This window comes from Clostridium merdae, assembly GCF_900176635.1.
Taxonomy (GTDB): Bacteria; Bacillota; Clostridia; order Oscillospirales; family Acutalibacteraceae; genus Faecalispora; species Faecalispora merdae.
Map to the genome: position 1 here is coordinate 488,576 of NZ_FXLN01000003.1, position 16,595 is coordinate 505,170.

The following is a 16,595-nucleotide window of genomic DNA, read 5'->3' on the forward strand; positions in this document are numbered from 1 at the left end:
ATAGGGAAACAATAATAGGTTGTATCTGTGAAAAACCCCTTTAAAACCAACAAAACAGATGAAATATATGGAAAACCACGAATACGGTTTCGACTCGATTTTGTTATAATAAAATAGAAACAAGTCAAAAATTGTTGTAAAACGGAGATAATCTCTGGTTTTTTATTTTAGTATTGCTTTTTTAATCACGCCGACCTATAATAACAATATACTTAAACGATTTCGTAAATCTTACTCTCTTACCTATTGTTACACGCAGAAAATAATTTTTGACGCGGTAAAGATATGGTGTAGAAATGGAATCACTTTTTTGTAGCAATCAAGAGCAGTTTGAAAATGATGATACGAGGATGGAGCGCCATGAAATACGGATACTTTGACGACCGCGCCAGAGAATATGTGATACAGACTCCGGCTACTCCCCTACCGTGGATTAATTATTTGGGGAACGATGGCTTTTTTAGCCTGATCTCAAACACAGGCGGCGGGTATAGCTTTTTTCAGGACGCCAAGCTACGCCGAATCACCCGTTACCGCTACAACGAAGTACCCGCAGATATGGGTGGGCGGCGGTACTACATAAGAGACGGCGGCGATGTTTGGAGCCCCGCTTTTTTACCGTGCAAAACAGATTTAGACGATTACAAATGCCGCCACGGCCTCGGCTACACCACAATAGAGGGGCGCAGGCATGGCTTAAGCGCAGAGCTAACCTGTTTTGTTCCGCTGGGGAAGCCATGCGAAGTAAATCTTCTTACAATAGAAAATAAGTCAGACTCTGAAAAATCAGTTCAGCTATATAGTGCCACGGAATGGTGCCTGTGGAACGCAGTGGACGACGCGCAAAATTTTCAGCGCAATTTGAGCATTGGCGAGGTTGAGGTTGACGGCAGTGTTCTTTACCACAAAACAGAATACCGTGAGCGTAGAAACCACTATGCTTTTTATGGCGTAAACACTCCTCTCAGCGGGTTTGATACCGACCGCGATTCCTTCCTTGGCCGCTTCGGCACATGGGAATCTCCCGTTACCGTAAGAAACGGAACCAGCTTTAACAGCGTAGCCAGCGGTTGGTACCCCATAGCCTCTCACCGTATAGACCTTGTTTTGCAGCCCGGGGAATCGCGCGAACTCATTTTCGTATTGGGCTACGTAGAACTGCCTGCCGACGAAAAATGGGAAGCGCCCGGCGTAATTCAAAAAGCACCTGCAAAACGCTTAATGGAAGAATTCGCACGCCCAGAACAAGTACAGGTTGCTTTAAAGGAACTCGCAGAGTACTGGGAGTCCCTGTTAAGCCGTTTCCGCCTAGAAAGTAAAAACGATAAGCTAAACCGCATGGTTAACATATGGAACCAGTACCAGTGCATGGTTACCTTTAATATGAGCCGCAGTGCCAGTTATTTTGAGAGTGGTACCGGCCGCGGCATGGGCTTCCGTGATAGCTGCCAGGATTTGCTCGGCTTTGTGCACTTGATTCCCGACCGCGCACGCCAGCGCATACTGGATATTGCCGCCATTCAATTTGAGGACGGAAGTACCTACCACCAATATCAGCCACTTACAAAGCGAGGCAACGCCGACGCAGGAACCGGATTTAACGACGACCCGCTATGGCTGATTGCATGTGTTGCCGCCTACTTAAAAGAAACTGGAGACTCAAGCATATTAAATGAGCCAGTTCCATTTAATAACAAAGAAGGCTCTGAGCAACCCTTGTTTGAGCACTTGAGAAAGAGTGTAGCTTACACCTGCAACAACCTTGGCCCTCACGGCCTACCGCTGATTGGGCGCGCAGACTGGAACGACTGCCTGAACCTCAACTGCTTTTCCGAAGAACCGGGCGAAAGCTTTCAGACCACCCAGAACTTTGACAGCAAAACAGCAGAGAGCGTGCTGATTGCCGCTATGTTTGTAAAATATGGGCGCGAGTATGCAGAAATCTGCCGCCGTTTCGGCGACCCGGAAGAGCAAAAGGCAATTGAACAGCGTGTTTGCCAAATGGAAGCTGCCGTGTTGGAGTCCGGCTGGGACGGTGAATGGTTCCTGCGCGCTTACGACGCCGCAGGGCAAAAAGTAGGAAGCCGCGAATGCAGTGAGGGGAAAATATACATTGAGCCGCAAGGCTTCTGTGTGATGGCAGGAATCGGCGCCCGTCAGGGTCTTGCACCGCAGGCTCTGAAAAGCGCACGGGAGCTGCTCGGCAACCGTTTTGGCGTAGAGCTTCTCACCCCTTGTTATACAAGCTACCACAAAGAACTCGGTGAGATTACCAGCTACCCACCCGGATACAAAGAGAACGGAGCAATCTTCTGCCATAACAACCCATGGCTGAGCATTGCTCACACCGTACTGGAAGACGGCGAAAATGCGTTTGAAGTGTATCGCAAGACCTCCCCCGCATGGGTAGAGGAATTTAGTGAAATACACTGCACCGAGCCTTACGTTTACAGCCAGATGATTGCCGGGCGAAGCGCCAAGCGGTATGGCGAAGCTAAAAACAGCTGGCTGACCGGAACGGCTGCGTGGGCGTTTGTAAACATTAGTCAGGCCATTTTAGGGATTCACCCGGATTTTGACGGCCTACGGATTCACCCCTGCCTCCCCAAAGAAATGACCAGCTATCGGGTAACCCGCCGCTATCGCGGTACGGTATATCATATTTTGGTACGGCGGGCAGAGGAAGGCGAAATCCCCGGTGTTACAATGGATGGTAAGCCGATGAAAAACGGCTTAATTCCGCATAGAGAAGGCCTTACAAACTGCTCCATTGAGGCCATTATTCAGTAATAAACATTCGAACGCTTCATTTATAGATAGTAAGACTTAGCTTTTTGAATCAGTGAGGTGTCTATGGAATTTTCAAAGGACTTTGTTTGGGGAGCTGCCAGCTCCTCTTACCAAACAGAAGGGGACCGGGAGGGCCGAGGCGACAGCATTTGGGATGAATTCTGCGAACGCCCCGGTGCCATACGCAACGGTGAAACAGGAGAATTTGCGTGTGATGGCCTGCGGCGCTACCGTGAGGATGTACATCATTTAAAACAGCTTGGCCTTACTGCATATCGCTTCTCCATCTCTTGGCCACGTATTTTTCCGGAAGGACGCGGTGTGCCTAACCAAGAGGGACTCGCGTATTACGACCGTTTGATTGAACTTCTGCTCAAGGAAGGGATTGTTCCCCATGTAACACTTTACCATTGGGATCTCCCTCTTGCCTTGGAACGAGAAGGCGGCTGGCGCAACCGCGATACCGCTCTGGCTTTTGCAGATTTTGCCGGTTTTATGGCACAACATTTCTCAGACAGAGTACAGCATTATTGCACCTTAAATGAGCCGCAATGCTTTATTGGGCTTGGGTATGGCACGGGTGAGCACGCACCAGGGGCAACCCTAAAAGGCAGTGAGCTTTTCACCTGCGCAGCTAACGCTCTTTTGGCACACGGCCTTGCCGTGCAGGCCATACGAGAAGCAAGCACAAAATCAGTTCAAGTTGGCGCCGCCTCCACCGGTAAGCTATGCTACCCATTGCACAATACGGTTGAAAACCAGGCAGCCGCTGAAGCCGCCTCTTTTCAGATAGATGAAAATGAGTGGTGGTTCTCGCACACTTGGTTTTTGGATGCCATTCTACTCGGCTCTCTTCCACCTGCGATGCAAGCCTTAACAGACTGCATCCCTAGTGAGGATTGGGAAACCATTTGCCAGCCACTTGATTTCCTCGGAATCAATGTATATAACGGCATACAGGTAGATGAAAACGGGGACTATGTAGAGCGCATCACAGGGTACCCGCGAACCTCTCTTAAATGGCCCGTTACGCCACAGGTCATGCGCTATGGGCTTCGGTGGCTGTACCAACGCTACCACATGCCAATGTATATCACCGAGAATGGGCAGGCAAGCAACGACCGTATTTATTTGGATGGTAAAGTACACGATCTAGATCGAATCGATTTTCTCCACCGCTACCTGCTGGAGCTGCGGGATTGCTGTTCCGAGGGTGTACCCATTAAAGGGTACTTTCATTGGAGCCTTACTGATAACTTTGAATGGAATAACGGCTACGACGAGCGGATGGGTCTTATCTTTGTACATTACCCCACCCAACGTCGAATCCGGAAGGACTCCGCCGAGTGGTATGCCGGTATTGTTCAATCTAACGGGCGGCTATTATAACCTAAGCCCCAGTATCAATTTGCTCTCCTAATCTTCATTCTATATAAGTACCCTTCAAAGAACAAAGGGTCACTGCAAAGCCCCTGCGCGCAACGCTCCTTGCGCGCGGGGTTTTTGCCTGCCTTTTGCCAAAGCGAGCGATACATTATTTTCAAATCTTTGCTCTTATTATAGGAAAATAGTAGCTATTTCTATTGGCGTTCATGAAATCGCGCTTGTATTTTTTTCCGAATTTGTGCTATGATAAACCCAATTCCCTTTTTAGAATGATAATAACCGGAGGCTACTGTACCATGGATATAAGAAAGCACAAACGGAGTCGGCTTTTCTGTGCAGCCACAGCCGTTTTATTCAGTATGTCAGTTTTTTCGTTTACTGCGTTTGCCACCAACGAGGTTCCCTTGCAGGGCCAGCCAATCACCGACGGAACCACGTCGGCACAGCAGCAAACAATTGATGATGCGCCGCACCCACCAGATGTTTCGAGCAGTGCAAACGCACCCAGCAACGGCGGACAAGTTGACCCGGGAACGCCAAGCAGTAACGAAAGTTCCCAGCCCTCTTCTGTTCCAGAGGGACAAAACAGCAGCCACACGGGTGGAAATTCTGAAATAGATCCCGAAAGCAGCCATTCTGCTTCTGGCGGAACGCAAGAGAGCCAGATTCCCGAAGAGCCGGAAGACAACCAAAGCTCTTCCAAGCACTCCAACCAAGGGCAAGTCTCCTCGAAACCATCTGTTCCTGTTAAGCCCCCGGCCGGTGTAGCCTCCGCAAAACAAGACAGCCGCGCCCCCACCGATTTTACAAGTGATGATTTAAAGGGACTTCTTTCAGGTGCTGAAAATAGCCTCGCCAGTACAGATGGCTTTTTAAGAGAAGATACGCCCGCCAACACCTCTGCCTCCTCCGGTGGCACTTCAAACCTGCTGCTTGGCGGCATCGCTTTGATTTTAGCCGGTGTAGCAGGCGTGGTCTATTTTGTGTACCGCCAGTTTTTTCTTGGGAAAAGGCGCCCGACCCAGATGAGCGCAACAGGGCCGATTCCTGCAATCCCTGCAACAAAGCCCCTACCAAAGAAATCCACTCCTAGGCCAACTCCTTCTGGCACCTTGGAGCAGCAGGCACCGAGCACTTCGGAAGAGACCTCTCCCGGCCAATATACCGACATTAGCTCCGGTCGAACCAGCGGACCTGATTCCGACGGCTTCGACTGGGATCAGTTCTTCCACAACAACCCTCCGGATGATTCGACAAAATAATAGAAAATACTTCCAACTAGCAGTTAAAATTGTTTCTAATTCATGAACAGTATGTAAATAATTTTCATATACGCTTTACCTTTGGGTCTTTTTTGGGTAAAATAATTACAAATATGTTACACTAATGAAGAAGTTTTAACTTTTTCTAAAAAAGATAAACCAAAGAGGAGTACCTGATTATGAAAAAAGCACTTTCAGCCCTACTGCTGGTGTGTGCCATAGGATTCATGGGTGGCTGTTCCGGAGTCAGTTCGAGTTCCTCTTCCCCCACAGACCCCTCATGGAATGCAATACGTTCAAAAGACACATTGGTGGTAGGTGTGGAAGAGAACTTCCAGCCTCTGTCCTTTACCGATAAAGATGGAAACCTAACGGGTTTCTCCGTAGACAGTGCCCGTGAGGTTGCAAAAGAGCTGGGTGTAGCAGTTGAGTTTAAAACACTTGCTCCCGCCAGTGCCCAGCAATCGCTTAATAATGGCGAGATTGACTGCTTCTGGAGCAGTTACAGCAAGCCGACGCAACAAAGTGACACATCGAACCTTACCTTTGGCTATATGAAGAGTAACCAAGTTGTTTTCGCATTGGCAGATGGTCCGCTTAATAACCTAGCAGACCTGAAAGGCCAACGGGTTGGCGTTAAGGATGGCTCTGGCGGTCAGCAGGCGGTAGAAGCCTCCACTGCCTTCAAAGGCTGCCTTGCACAGCTTGGAACGTATCCAGACTACGCACAGGCCAAAAGCTCACTGGACAGTAAAAAGATTAGTGCTGTAATTATGGACGAGGTGTCCGCTGAGTATTACCTGAAAGAAGCACCCAAGCAGTACCGAATTCTTGGGCAAAACGACTCAGAGCCTGCAGAAGCGCTTGAAACCGGAAACTATTCGGTAGCATTCCGCAAAAATGACGAAAGCCTGACCATAAAGGTGCAGGAAGCACTCAATCAACTTTCGGAGAACGGCACTATTTCAAAGCTTTCAAAAAAATGGTTTGGAACAGATTTATCTGCCGCTTCTTCTACTCTATAAGTGGGACAAGCTATTGCCTTACTTCTAAATTGAAACTCGTTCAGCCCCTTTGTGCTTTGCACAAGGGGGCTTTCTATGTGTGAAACCTTCCTCTTTTATCAACAAGTCTTTCATGTTAAATCTGAAGAAAACTATGATACAGACAAAACTATAAGATAAAAAAATAAGCCAGCGCCGACTCCCGGCACTGGCTAGAATATATATGTGGCTTGATTTAAAACTTGTTACGATGCCGTTAGCAAGGAAGGAAGACCTGTTTTTACGTTTATATCCGTTCCATTACTGGTGATTAAAATTGTGCCCTGCTCATCGGTTCGAACAACATTTATCTTCGCTGCGTTTAAGCGGCTCATTACCTCTTTATGAGGGTGCCCGTAATCGTTGTTCTTGCCGCAAGAAATAATCGCGTATTTAGGCGCTACTGCTTTTAGAAAGTTAGCAGAGGTGGAGCTGTTACTACCGTGGTGGCCTACCTTCAACACATCGCTGCTCAATTTGCTGCCGAACTCTTGCAGCATCTCTTTTTCACTTTCCTTTTCCGCATCACCTGTAAATAAGAACGATTTCTTGCCAAAGGTTAGCTTTGCAACAATGGAGTAATTATTCAGGTCTTTGTAATTATCGTCAAGAGGAGCTAAAAACTCCAGCCGGGCATCTCCTTGGTCATACACCGTCATTCCCGCTTTGCTCTGCGTTAAACGCAGCCCCTTCTTTTCTACGGCATCCAGCATATTTTCATAAACTCGGGTGGTGGGTACCTGGCCGTCTGCCACCTTTGGCAAATAAATTTTGCCGATGTCCATCTGTTTAATGACCTGCGCCATCCCGCCAATATGGTCAGCGTGCGGGTGAGTGGCGATTAAATAATCAATTTTGTGTACGCCCAGCTGCTCTAAATAATCAAGAAGCTTACTGGAGCCCTCCGCCAGCCCGGCATCAATTAATATGTTTTCGCCGCTCGGTAATCGAATGAGCTCGCTGTCCCCTTGGCCTACATCCAAATAGTAAATAGAAACATTATTCGTTTCTTTTACAAAGTCGCCAGACGGAACATCAAACCCAACGGCATAACGGTCTGGGTCAGATGCAAAAATCCACGTTGCTATAATTAATATTACTGACGCAAAAAGCGCCGGGGTCGATACTTTTTTTCGCCGTGTGATAGGAAACAATCCTTTCAATAAAAAAGCCGCCCATATCGAGCGGCTCTTGCTTTTTTAGGTGGCTCCAATTGGCAGGAGATCCAATACAGCATACAAAAGCCCTTCCTATTTCGGGCCTATACCGGATGAATTAGGGTTTCTGGAACAGATTGTAACGGAACAGCAGGCTTTCATCCTCTGCGTTTTCGCATTCCAAAAACGCTTCCGCAATCTTGCCGCCCTCAATTAAATGGGTAAGACCCATCAATTGGGAAAGCTTACTGCGTAAATTCAGGCGGTCACCTTCTCGTGTTACCAGAAATACATTTCCCTTGCATTGCTCTAAAACACGAATAAAGCCGGGTACATCTAAATCATGCAATTCTAAAATTGATTTTCCCATAGAAAATCCCCCCGTTTCTAAGTAAGGGTAATCACCAAAATATCACTCATATTATAACAGTTTCCCCTTATTTGTCAACCGGACTTAAGAGCAGATTTCTACGACCTTACCGTCCTGTATTTGTATTTTTCGCATTGCCTGTGCTGCAATTTTATCATCATGCGTAATTAATATTACTGTCCTTCCCTCACGGTTCAGGCTTTTCAAAATCTCCATAACCTCTTGGCCGGATTGTGAATCTAAATTACCGGTTGGCTCATCCGCCAAAATAACCGGCGGGCGTGCCGCAATGGCTCTTGCAATGGCTACGCGCTGCTGCTGCCCACCGCTCATTTGCCCCGGCCGGTGGTAAAGGCGTTTTTCAAGTCCAACACGCACCAGTGCCTCGCGGCTTAGATTGCGGCGCTCTGTTTTGCGTAGTCCACGGTAAACAAGGGGTAGCTCCACATTCTCGAGTGCATCGAGCGTAGGAATCAGGTTAAAGCCCTGAAATACAAAACCAATTTCCGTATTGCGAATACGTGACAATCGATCTTCCGAAATTTTTGCTACATTCTCCCCATTTAAGTAATACTCCCCACATGTTGGCAAATCAAGGCATCCGAGCACATTCATGAGGGTTGATTTTCCACTGCCGGATGGCCCCACAATTGCAACAAACTCCCCTTGCTCAATTTTCAGATTTAAATCATCAAGCGCGCGAATTTCTTCCTCCCCGTTCCAATAGCGTTTTTCAATCCCTTCAATACGAATGAGTTCCATCATCATTCCTCCTTTATAATTCTGCGGGTGAAATAATCTCCCCAAAACAAGATTTACTTTCCCGCCGCTTTCCTCTATAATAGAGTTACATTTTACCCATTCATTACGGCGCAACCGCGCCCACGATAAAAGGAGCAGGATTTTATGCTGACAAAAGAGTGGAAGCAATTCAAAAGCGGCACCGACATACGCGGAGTTGCCAGTGAAGGCCCCGAGCAGGTAAACCTGACCGACGAAGTGATTGAGCGCATTTCATGCGGCTTTGCCTTATGGCTTACGGAGAAAACGAACAAGAAGCCAAGTGAGCTTTCCGTGGCGATAGGCCACGACTCCCGCATCTCTGCACCCCGCATTAGTGCGGCGGTGACCCGCGCTCTTACCGGCTGTGGCATACGTGTTCTCGACTGCGGCCTCGCTTCAACCCCCTCCATGTTTATGGCTACGTTAGACATCCCCTGCGACGGTGCAATTCAAATGACCGCCAGCCACCATCCATACAACCGAAATGGATTAAAGTTTTTTGTAAAAACTGGAGGTCTCGACGCTCCCGATATTGAAGCCTTATTGCTCTATGCGCAGGAAAACAAAGCCCCCGCAGCAGACAAGCCCGGCAGCGTGGAGCCGAGCGACCATATGAAGATTTATAGCGCTCACCTACGCAGCATCATTAAAAAGGGTGTGCAGGCAGAAAACTACGACCGCCCGCTGGAAGGCTTCCACATTGTTGTGGATGCAGGCAACGGCGCCGGTGGTTTTTACGCTTACGATGTGCTTGAGCCGCTTGGAGCCGACATTAATGGCAGCCAGTTCTTAGAGCCGGACGGAATGTTCCCAAACCATGTGCCAAACCCGGAAAACCAGCAAGCCATGGATTCTGTTTGCAGCGCGACCGTGCTCTCAGGAGCCGATTTAGGCGTTATATTTGATACGGACGTTGATCGCGGCGGCGCAGTAGACAGCCAAGGAACGGAAATCAACCGCAACCGTTTGGTGGCACTGGCTTCTGCAATCGCATTAGAGGGCAACGACGGCGGTACCGTTGTTACCGATTCCATCACCTCAGATGGCCTGAAGTACTATATCGAAAGCACTTTAGGTGGTGCGCATCACCGTTTTAAACGCGGATACAAAAACGTGATTAACGAGGCAATCCGCCTGAATAACGAGGGAATCAACTGCCCCTTGGCAATTGAAACCTCCGGCCATGCGGCAATGCGCGAAAACTATTTTCTGGATGACGGCGCTTACCTGGTGACTAAGATAATTATTAAGCTCGCTGTTCTTCGTAAAGAGGGCAAAACGCTCGAGAGCCTGCTCGAATCTTTGGCCGAGCCGAAAGAAGCAACGGAGATTCGCCTTCCAATTACCGAAGAAGCATTCCGCGAGTGTGGTGAAAAAGTACTTGCAGACTTGGAACAGTATGCAATGGAACAGGGCTGGCAAATTGCACCGGATAATCACGAGGGTCTAAGAGTCTCGTTTGGTAAGAACGAAGGTGAAGGCTGGTTTTTATTGCGTCTGAGCGTTCACGACCCCATCATGCCCTTAAACATTGAAAGTGATGCGGAAGGTGGCGTGGAAATCATCCGCCAAAAGCTTATTAAATTCCTTACCTCCTGCAATGGTTTGAATCTTTCGGCATTGTTGTCGAATTGATTTTCAAAGAATAAAAAAATATAAAATCCCGCGCTTGGTTAGCATGCCCGTGCGCGGGATTTTTTTGCATGTTCTTTGATGAAATTCTATGTTTTTATTGGTAATAAAAAAAGAGACAAATATTGCTCCCTAAAAGTTCTTTTTCACCCGAGTTTTCATTCCATCTCTATGTCTCTACAATAAAAAATTGAAAGAAAAAAAGATTTAGAAGTGAATCGTATTTCTTCCGCTCTCACGTTGTTACACTGCCAATTCGTATATTCTGCCCCGCTAAGGAAAAGATAGATGCGATAATGTTAAATAAAAGGGGATGAACTTTGTTGAAAAAAATAACAAAAGAAGAATACGCAAAAATGGCGGAAAAAGCATCGCCCCCTAGCCCTATATTGAAAAACTGCCTGATGGCTTTTTTAGTTGGTGGTGCCATTTGCACGTTTGGCCAGTTCCTCGTAAACTGGTTCCAAAATTCTGGGCTAGATTTAAAGGAAGCACGTGCGGCGGAATCCATTACATTAATTTTTCTAACCGCTCTCTTCACCGCTTTAAAAGTATACGATAATTTGGCAAAACACGCGGGTGCAGGTACTCTTGTACCCATTACTGGTTTTGCAAACTCCATGGTTTCGCCCGCTATGGAATTTAAACCAGAGGGCTACGTTTTGGGTATAGGAGCAAAAATGTTTGTGATTGCTGGGCCGGTCTTAGTATATGGAATTACCGCCTCGGTAATATATGGCGTAATTATTTTCTTATTTGGCTGGTACTGAGGGAGGGTTTCACACATGGCAGAACGAATCGGACGCTACACCTTGCAGATGATTCAACGCCCCACCATTGAAGGGTATGCCTCCGTAGTGGGTAAAAAAGAAATGCAAGGGCCGTTAAGCAGTTTTTTTGATTTATCGTTTGAAGACACCACCTTGGGTGAAAGCAGTTGGGAGAAAGCGGAGAGCCGCCTTCAAACAGAAGCCGTAAATTTGGCACTGCGTAAAGCCGGGGTGACCGCGAAAGATATGGATTACATTTTTGCTGGCGATTTAATCAACCAGTGTATGTCATCTACCTTCGGACTTCGCAGTTTGGATATTCCGTTTTTAGCGCAATTTGGCGCTTGCTCCACAATGGCTCAAACACTGGCGATGGCATCTATTTTTGTTGAGACAGGAGCAGCACGCAAGGCAGCAGCGGTTACTTCCTCTCATTTTTGCACCGCAGAAAGACAATTCCGCCTACCACTGGAATACGGCGGCCAGCGAACCCCTACCGCACAATGGACGGCAACCGCCTCCGGCTCCGTAATTGTTGGCACCAGTGGCAATGGTCCCTTTGTTTCTCATGTGACCATTGGGCGCATTGCAGACCTTGGTATTAAAGACGCAGCCAATATGGGAGCCGCAATGGCACCGGCTGCTGCTCAAACCATTTCAGACTTTTTGCAGGACACCGGTACCATGCCAAGAGATTATGACCTCATTTTAACGGGTGACCTCGCAGCAATCGGCACCAAGCTTCTGCGAGATATTATGGCAGATAACAACCTGGATATAACCGATGTACACAACGACTGCGGTTTAATGCTGTATGACCGTGAAAAGCAGGACGTTCACGCAGGCGGCTCCGGCTGCGGCTGCTCCGCTTCCGTGCTTTGTTCGGTTATTTTAAAACGGCTGCAAAGCCGTGAACTCAACAACGTACTTTTTGTTGCAACAGGAGCTTTAACCTCTACAACCTCGCAACAGCAGGGAGAAAGCGTTCCCGGCGTAGCGCATCTGGTGCATTTAACCTCTACGTAATTAGTAATGAATAAAAGAGCCACAGTTGCCTCACCAATCGAAGGCACTGTGGCTCTTGTTTTATTTTACAATGATTTTAAAAACATTTTATTGTATTTCAACAGAATCCGATTGCTTGTTTAGGTAAAATATGGTAATATACAACTGTTAAAGTATTTTTTAAAAAAACACCATTTATTGATTAATAAAAGCTCATATAAAACAAAAAGGGCTGTAACATACTTTTCATAATGGATGTACTGCCGGGTTCCGGCAAGAAAATAAAGGAGGTTCTATATGAAAAAGTTCTTTCCCAAAAAGCGCATGGCTCTTGTACTTTCCCTTGCCATGCTATTCACGTCCTTTGGCAGCATAGCGTATGCTGCCGAAACACCAAAAGAAGGTGACCAAGCAACCTTCCAGATTTTGTTTACGAGTGACACCCATGGCTCATTGACAACCTACAACTATGCCACGGGTAAATCCACAGTAGGCAGCTTCTCGCAAGTGGCTACCTTAATTGAAAAAGAAAAAGCAGCATTCAATGGAAGAACCTTTTTGGTGGACAATGGTGACACCATTCAGGGCAACGGCACTGGCTTCTTCATTAACAACGACAATTACAAGCCTTTCCCGTTAGTAAAAGCGATGCAAGACGTAGGCTACGAAATTATGGGCATGGGCAACCATGAATTCAATTTTGGTCAGGATGCTCTTAATAAGGCATACCAAGGCTTTACGGGAACCAAAATCTGCGGAAACGTTTTAAAGCAAGACGGTTCTCTTATGGATGGCTACTCCGCATACAGTATTAAAACGTTAGACAATGGCCTGCGCGTTGCTTTCATAGGCGCTGTTACCCCCAATATTGACCTTTGGGACACATCGAATTTGAAGAAAGCAGGCTTACATACCATCAGCGCATCCGACTCCGTTCGCAAATCGATTGATGAGCTGAAACAGAAGAACCTGGCAGACGTATTTGTTGCCGTTACCCATATGGGCGATACAGGCGAATACGGCAGAGAGGGTTCCGGCGCAGTAGATGTGGCGAAAAAGAACCCCGAGCTCGCCGTTATTTTGGGAGCCCATTACCACACCATCGTGGGTACTGCCGATAAACAGGTCGTGCTATCCAACAATGTAAAATTTATTGAGAATAAGAATGCCGGCGGCTCCTTGGGTAAAGTACAAATTACCGCTACCTATGAAAAGGGACAGTGGGTTGTGAAAAACAAGACCGCTACCGATGCAACAGCAGGCGTGAAAACAGATGTCATCGCTGTTACAAAGGATGTTCCTCTTAACGCAACGGTAGAGAACTCGATTAAAGCAGCAGACCAAGCAGCCAGAAATTACATCACCCAAACCGTAATTGGCAAGCTGGTTGGCGGCCCCCTTGTTCCCGAGCCAAAGATTAAGGGTACCTATGAGGGTTATTTAGGAGACACCGCTCTCATTGATTTAATTAATAACGTAATGTTCTATTACACCAAGGCAGACATTGCCGGCACAGCTCCTTTGGATGCAAACTCAAACCATGCCCCCGGCAATATTACCGTTGGCGGAGTCGTGCAAATTTACAAGTACGATAACAACACCCTGTATAAGCTGGGAATGACCGGCGAACAGGTAAAGCAGTGGATGGAATGGAGCTACAGCTATTTTGGCTCTACGGTAAACGGAGTGTTTAACAATAACGCTGCTGCCGTTAATCTGAAAACTGACCTTACCATTCCTACCGGCACCATGCAGGGCTACAACCAAGACCAGTTCTCTGGAATTAAGTATGAGGTAGACCTCACAAAGCCAGTTGGCCAACGAATTCGCATTCTTTCGATGGCAAACGGAGCGGCTTTCGACCCGAAAAAGGAATATGTGGTTGCTGCTAACAATTACCGCTCTACCACACAGCTTCTCACCACCTCAACCACAGGCGTATTTAAGCCCGGCCAAAAGACCGCAAGGCTAATCGCCTCCGATATTCAGGCACCGAACGGCTCCACCAGTATGATGGATTTAATCATTGACTACATTGGCAAGCAGCCGAACAAAACCATTTCAAACACCTGTGACAACAACTGGAAGTTTGTGAATTTGAATTGGGACCCGGCGTACCGAGCCAAGGCAATTGAGTATATCAATAATGGTGACATCGTAACCGATTTTAAAGTTCCTGTTACAAAGGCACAGGTTCAGAAAATCATGACACAAAAGGGAGATAAATTACCCGATATTTCTACCCTCCCCGCATCCACGGAAAAGGGTACCTATATTGTGAAAGATGGCGATAACTTAAGCAAAATTGCAAAGGATTTGCTTAATGACCCCACACAGTGGAAGAAAATTTACGATTTAAATAAGGGTACGATAAAAGACCCGAATCGTATTTACATTGGCCAAAAGCTTGTCATTCCAGAATAAGCAAATACACATTTGCGTTAAAAGATAGTACAGGTCGATGATTCTATCATCGGCCTGTACTATTAAATTAAAATATCCAACCGAATGTCAGCTGCAGTTACGGTTTAACCATATTTTTTAAATTAGAAAAGAGGCGTACCTTGGTGAGACTTCCTAAAATAGAGTCTTTATTTTTATTTACTCTTTTTCTTCAGCAAATTTTCGATTTTATAATGAGGAAGGCATACCTTCCATGGGACCCCACTCGCAGGTGGCTGGATTTTGGTATGGCGCTTTTTTATGTAATCTATTTTATTCTTATTTTCATTTGGCTATTGCGGCTCAATCAAGAAAAACCAGATTCAGCAGCAGCAGACACAAAGAGAAATCATCCGTATTTTGCGAAGAAAGCAATCTGCTACATTCTTCTTGTTGTCCTATTCGCATTTGGTATTGTAAGCCGAATGATGAGCTTTTTTGAATCGGGCGGCTTCAGCCTATAATTTTGCAAAGCTCAAATAAACGGAGCATACTCTTGTATCTTACGGTAAAATAGAACCAGTTTCATTCTATGACGATTTTAAGAAAGGAGTTGCACCCATGAGATACGAAAGAAAGCACCCTGTGTTTTTAGTAGTTTTATTAATGTTTGTAGCAATATTAGATTATTGGAGCCGGTCTTACTTTCCTCCCAATTTACCTCGTTGGTTTGATTTGGCTTTTACTGTTTTGTTCCTTAGCAGTTTCCTATATTTTTTATATAACTGGATACAAATGCGCAAATATTATAAAACCGAGGGAATTGATGTACCCGCCAAAACAAAAAATAAAGACGCTATTTTTGAAATGGTTTATGTCATACTACCTTTGTGTGCAGGCATTGTTCGATTTTCAGACTTTCTCGGAAAGTCAAACTTTTAAACAACATGATACGTCTTTTATAAAATAAACACTGGAGAATCTCTCATTTTTGCGTGAGAGATTCTCCAGTGTTTATTTATTTATGGGTAGGGCTTTCTTTCATCCGTTCTGCCAACCAAGTAATCTATGCTGGTGTGATAATACTGCGCAAGCTTTATGAGGATGGATAGGGGAATTTCTCTTTCACCACGTTCATATTTGGAATACAGCGATTGGTCACATAGTAAGTATTCTGCCACTTGTTTTTGAGTAAGGTCGTGGTCTTCCCGTAAATCACGAATTCGACTTTTCATTTTTATCACCAAGCTTAGTATACAAAAGGACATATCGTCCTATTGACATTGTGGACTATTTGTCCTAAAATATACTTGAGGTGATTGTATTGGCAGATTATAAAAAATGTATTTTACACTTTTCCATACAATAACGGATATTATGGAGCAACTAAAATATGTGCAATTAGAGACGGAACAACTCTTTCTTACAAGCTCAGAAAACCACCTGCAATTACTGCATACAATTTATCCGTCTAACGAGAAAACAGATTCCCCCTAAATTTATTCTTAGTAAAAGGCTGATATATGTCAGTCTTTTACCATTCTCAGTCCATACCTTACAATACTGTTCATTGACAACTGATTTTCAGAATGGTATGTTATTACTAACAAGATTTAGAAATGAAAGGGAATTTACCATGAAATATCGGGCAACTTTATACACTCGTATCTCTTGTGCAATTCTATTGATTCTGATGATCATTCGAAACCGAATTGAAATAACATATGCAAGCGGTGAGATTGTTCCCTTCTGGATTGAGTATTCTGACGTTGCTATCTTTATTACTTTTATGATTATCTTATTTGTTGACTGGAAGAGAATGCGACTTTTTTATCAAAACCAAGGGGGCGAAGAAGCAAAACAGAGTTATCGCAGGCAAGTCATTATTAACTGGATTGCCGTTGGTCTCTTTGCCATTTACATAATTGGTAAGCTGATGCGTATACTTTCTTTTTAACATAGAGCAAGATTTTTTTAGATTACTGAAGCAAACCATAACGCAAAGTAATGTTAAC

General features: G+C 45.8%; 15 protein-coding genes. 11 read left to right on the forward strand and 4 right to left on the reverse strand.

The window, feature by feature from the left end:
- The first annotated feature begins 360 nt into the window (after window positions 1-360).
- The 4 genes from CAN90_RS04095 (at window position 361) to CAN90_RS04110 (ending at window position 6,463) form a co-directional block, all read left to right on the forward strand.
- Entirely contained in the window at window positions 361-2,790 is a 2,430-nt protein-coding gene (locus CAN90_RS04095; protein WP_085832561.1) for a glycoside hydrolase family 94 protein, read from the forward strand.
- 63 nt (window positions 2,791-2,853) lie between these two features.
- A complete protein-coding gene (locus tag CAN90_RS04100; RefSeq protein ID WP_085832562.1) occupies window positions 2,854-4,179 on the forward strand; it encodes a GH1 family beta-glucosidase in 1,326 nt (441 codons plus the stop codon).
- 293 nt (window positions 4,180-4,472) lie between these two features.
- Window positions 4,473-5,438: a hypothetical protein gene (locus CAN90_RS04105; RefSeq protein WP_085832563.1), complete on the forward strand. Its 966-nt coding sequence runs from the start codon at window positions 4,473-4,475 to the stop codon at window positions 5,436-5,438.
- Between the two features lie 179 nt (window positions 5,439-5,617).
- A complete protein-coding gene (locus CAN90_RS04110) occupies window positions 5,618-6,463 on the forward strand; it encodes a transporter substrate-binding domain-containing protein (protein WP_085832564.1) in 846 nt (281 codons plus the stop codon).
- A gap of 224 nt (window positions 6,464-6,687) precedes the next feature.
- Here CAN90_RS04110 and CAN90_RS04115 read toward each other — a convergent pair whose 3' ends face one another.
- The 3 genes from CAN90_RS04115 to CAN90_RS04125 all read right to left on the reverse strand — a co-directional run bounded on the left by CAN90_RS04115 (window position 6,688) and on the right by CAN90_RS04125 (window position 8,770).
- Window positions 6,688-7,644 (reverse strand): ComEC/Rec2 family competence protein, encoded by a 957-nt coding sequence (locus tag CAN90_RS04115; RefSeq protein ID WP_085832565.1) that lies wholly within the window; start codon window positions 7,642-7,644, stop codon window positions 6,688-6,690.
- A 112-nt stretch (window positions 7,645-7,756) separates the two neighbouring features.
- Window positions 7,757-8,008: a hypothetical protein gene (locus CAN90_RS04120; protein WP_085832566.1), complete on the reverse strand. Its 252-nt coding sequence runs from the start codon at window positions 8,006-8,008 to the stop codon at window positions 7,757-7,759.
- Between the two features lie 84 nt (window positions 8,009-8,092).
- The gene (locus CAN90_RS04125) at window positions 8,093-8,770 is read right to left on the reverse strand and encodes an ATP-binding cassette domain-containing protein (protein WP_085832567.1); all 678 of its coding nucleotides are present in this window, start codon (window positions 8,768-8,770) and stop codon (window positions 8,093-8,095) included.
- Window positions 8,771-8,914: 144 nt separating this feature from the next.
- On the opposite strand from CAN90_RS04125, the gene CAN90_RS04130 reads away from it, so the two are divergent.
- The 6 genes from CAN90_RS04130 (at window position 8,915) to CAN90_RS04155 (ending at window position 15,522) form a co-directional block, all read left to right on the forward strand.
- The gene (locus CAN90_RS04130) at window positions 8,915-10,426 is read left to right on the forward strand and encodes a phosphohexomutase domain-containing protein (RefSeq protein WP_085832568.1); all 1,512 of its coding nucleotides are present in this window, start codon (window positions 8,915-8,917) and stop codon (window positions 10,424-10,426) included.
- 317 nt (window positions 10,427-10,743) lie between these two features.
- A complete protein-coding gene (gene spoVAC / locus CAN90_RS04135; RefSeq protein ID WP_242953568.1) occupies window positions 10,744-11,193 on the forward strand; it encodes a stage V sporulation protein AC in 450 nt (149 codons plus the stop codon).
- 15 nt (window positions 11,194-11,208) lie between these two features.
- On the forward strand, window positions 11,209-12,219 hold the full coding sequence (gene spoVAD / locus CAN90_RS04140) for a stage V sporulation protein AD (protein WP_085832569.1): 1,011 nt from the start codon (window positions 11,209-11,211) through the stop codon (window positions 12,217-12,219).
- Between the two features lie 276 nt (window positions 12,220-12,495).
- Window positions 12,496-14,622 carry a 5'-nucleotidase C-terminal domain-containing protein gene (locus CAN90_RS04145; RefSeq protein ID WP_085832570.1) on the forward strand — a complete coding sequence of 709 codons (2,127 nt, stop codon included), beginning with the start codon at window positions 12,496-12,498 and terminating at the stop codon, window positions 14,620-14,622.
- 266 nt (window positions 14,623-14,888) lie between these two features.
- Complete coding sequence (locus CAN90_RS13450) at window positions 14,889-15,104, forward strand: hypothetical protein (RefSeq protein WP_143750795.1); 216 nt, start codon at window positions 14,889-14,891, stop codon at window positions 15,102-15,104.
- A gap of 97 nt (window positions 15,105-15,201) precedes the next feature.
- Entirely contained in the window at window positions 15,202-15,522 is a 321-nt protein-coding gene (locus CAN90_RS04155) for a hypothetical protein (RefSeq protein ID WP_085832572.1), read from the forward strand.
- A gap of 80 nt (window positions 15,523-15,602) precedes the next feature.
- Here the strand turns inward: CAN90_RS04155 and CAN90_RS04160 are convergent, their stop codons facing one another.
- Entirely contained in the window at window positions 15,603-15,815 is a 213-nt protein-coding gene (locus CAN90_RS04160; RefSeq protein WP_085832573.1) for a helix-turn-helix domain-containing protein, read from the reverse strand.
- A 401-nt stretch (window positions 15,816-16,216) separates the two neighbouring features.
- Between CAN90_RS04160 and CAN90_RS04165 the strand changes: the two genes are divergently transcribed.
- Window positions 16,217-16,537, forward strand: coding sequence for a hypothetical protein (locus tag CAN90_RS04165; RefSeq protein ID WP_085832574.1), 321 nt, complete (start codon window positions 16,217-16,219; stop codon window positions 16,535-16,537).
- Window positions 16,538-16,595: the final 58 nt, after the last annotated feature.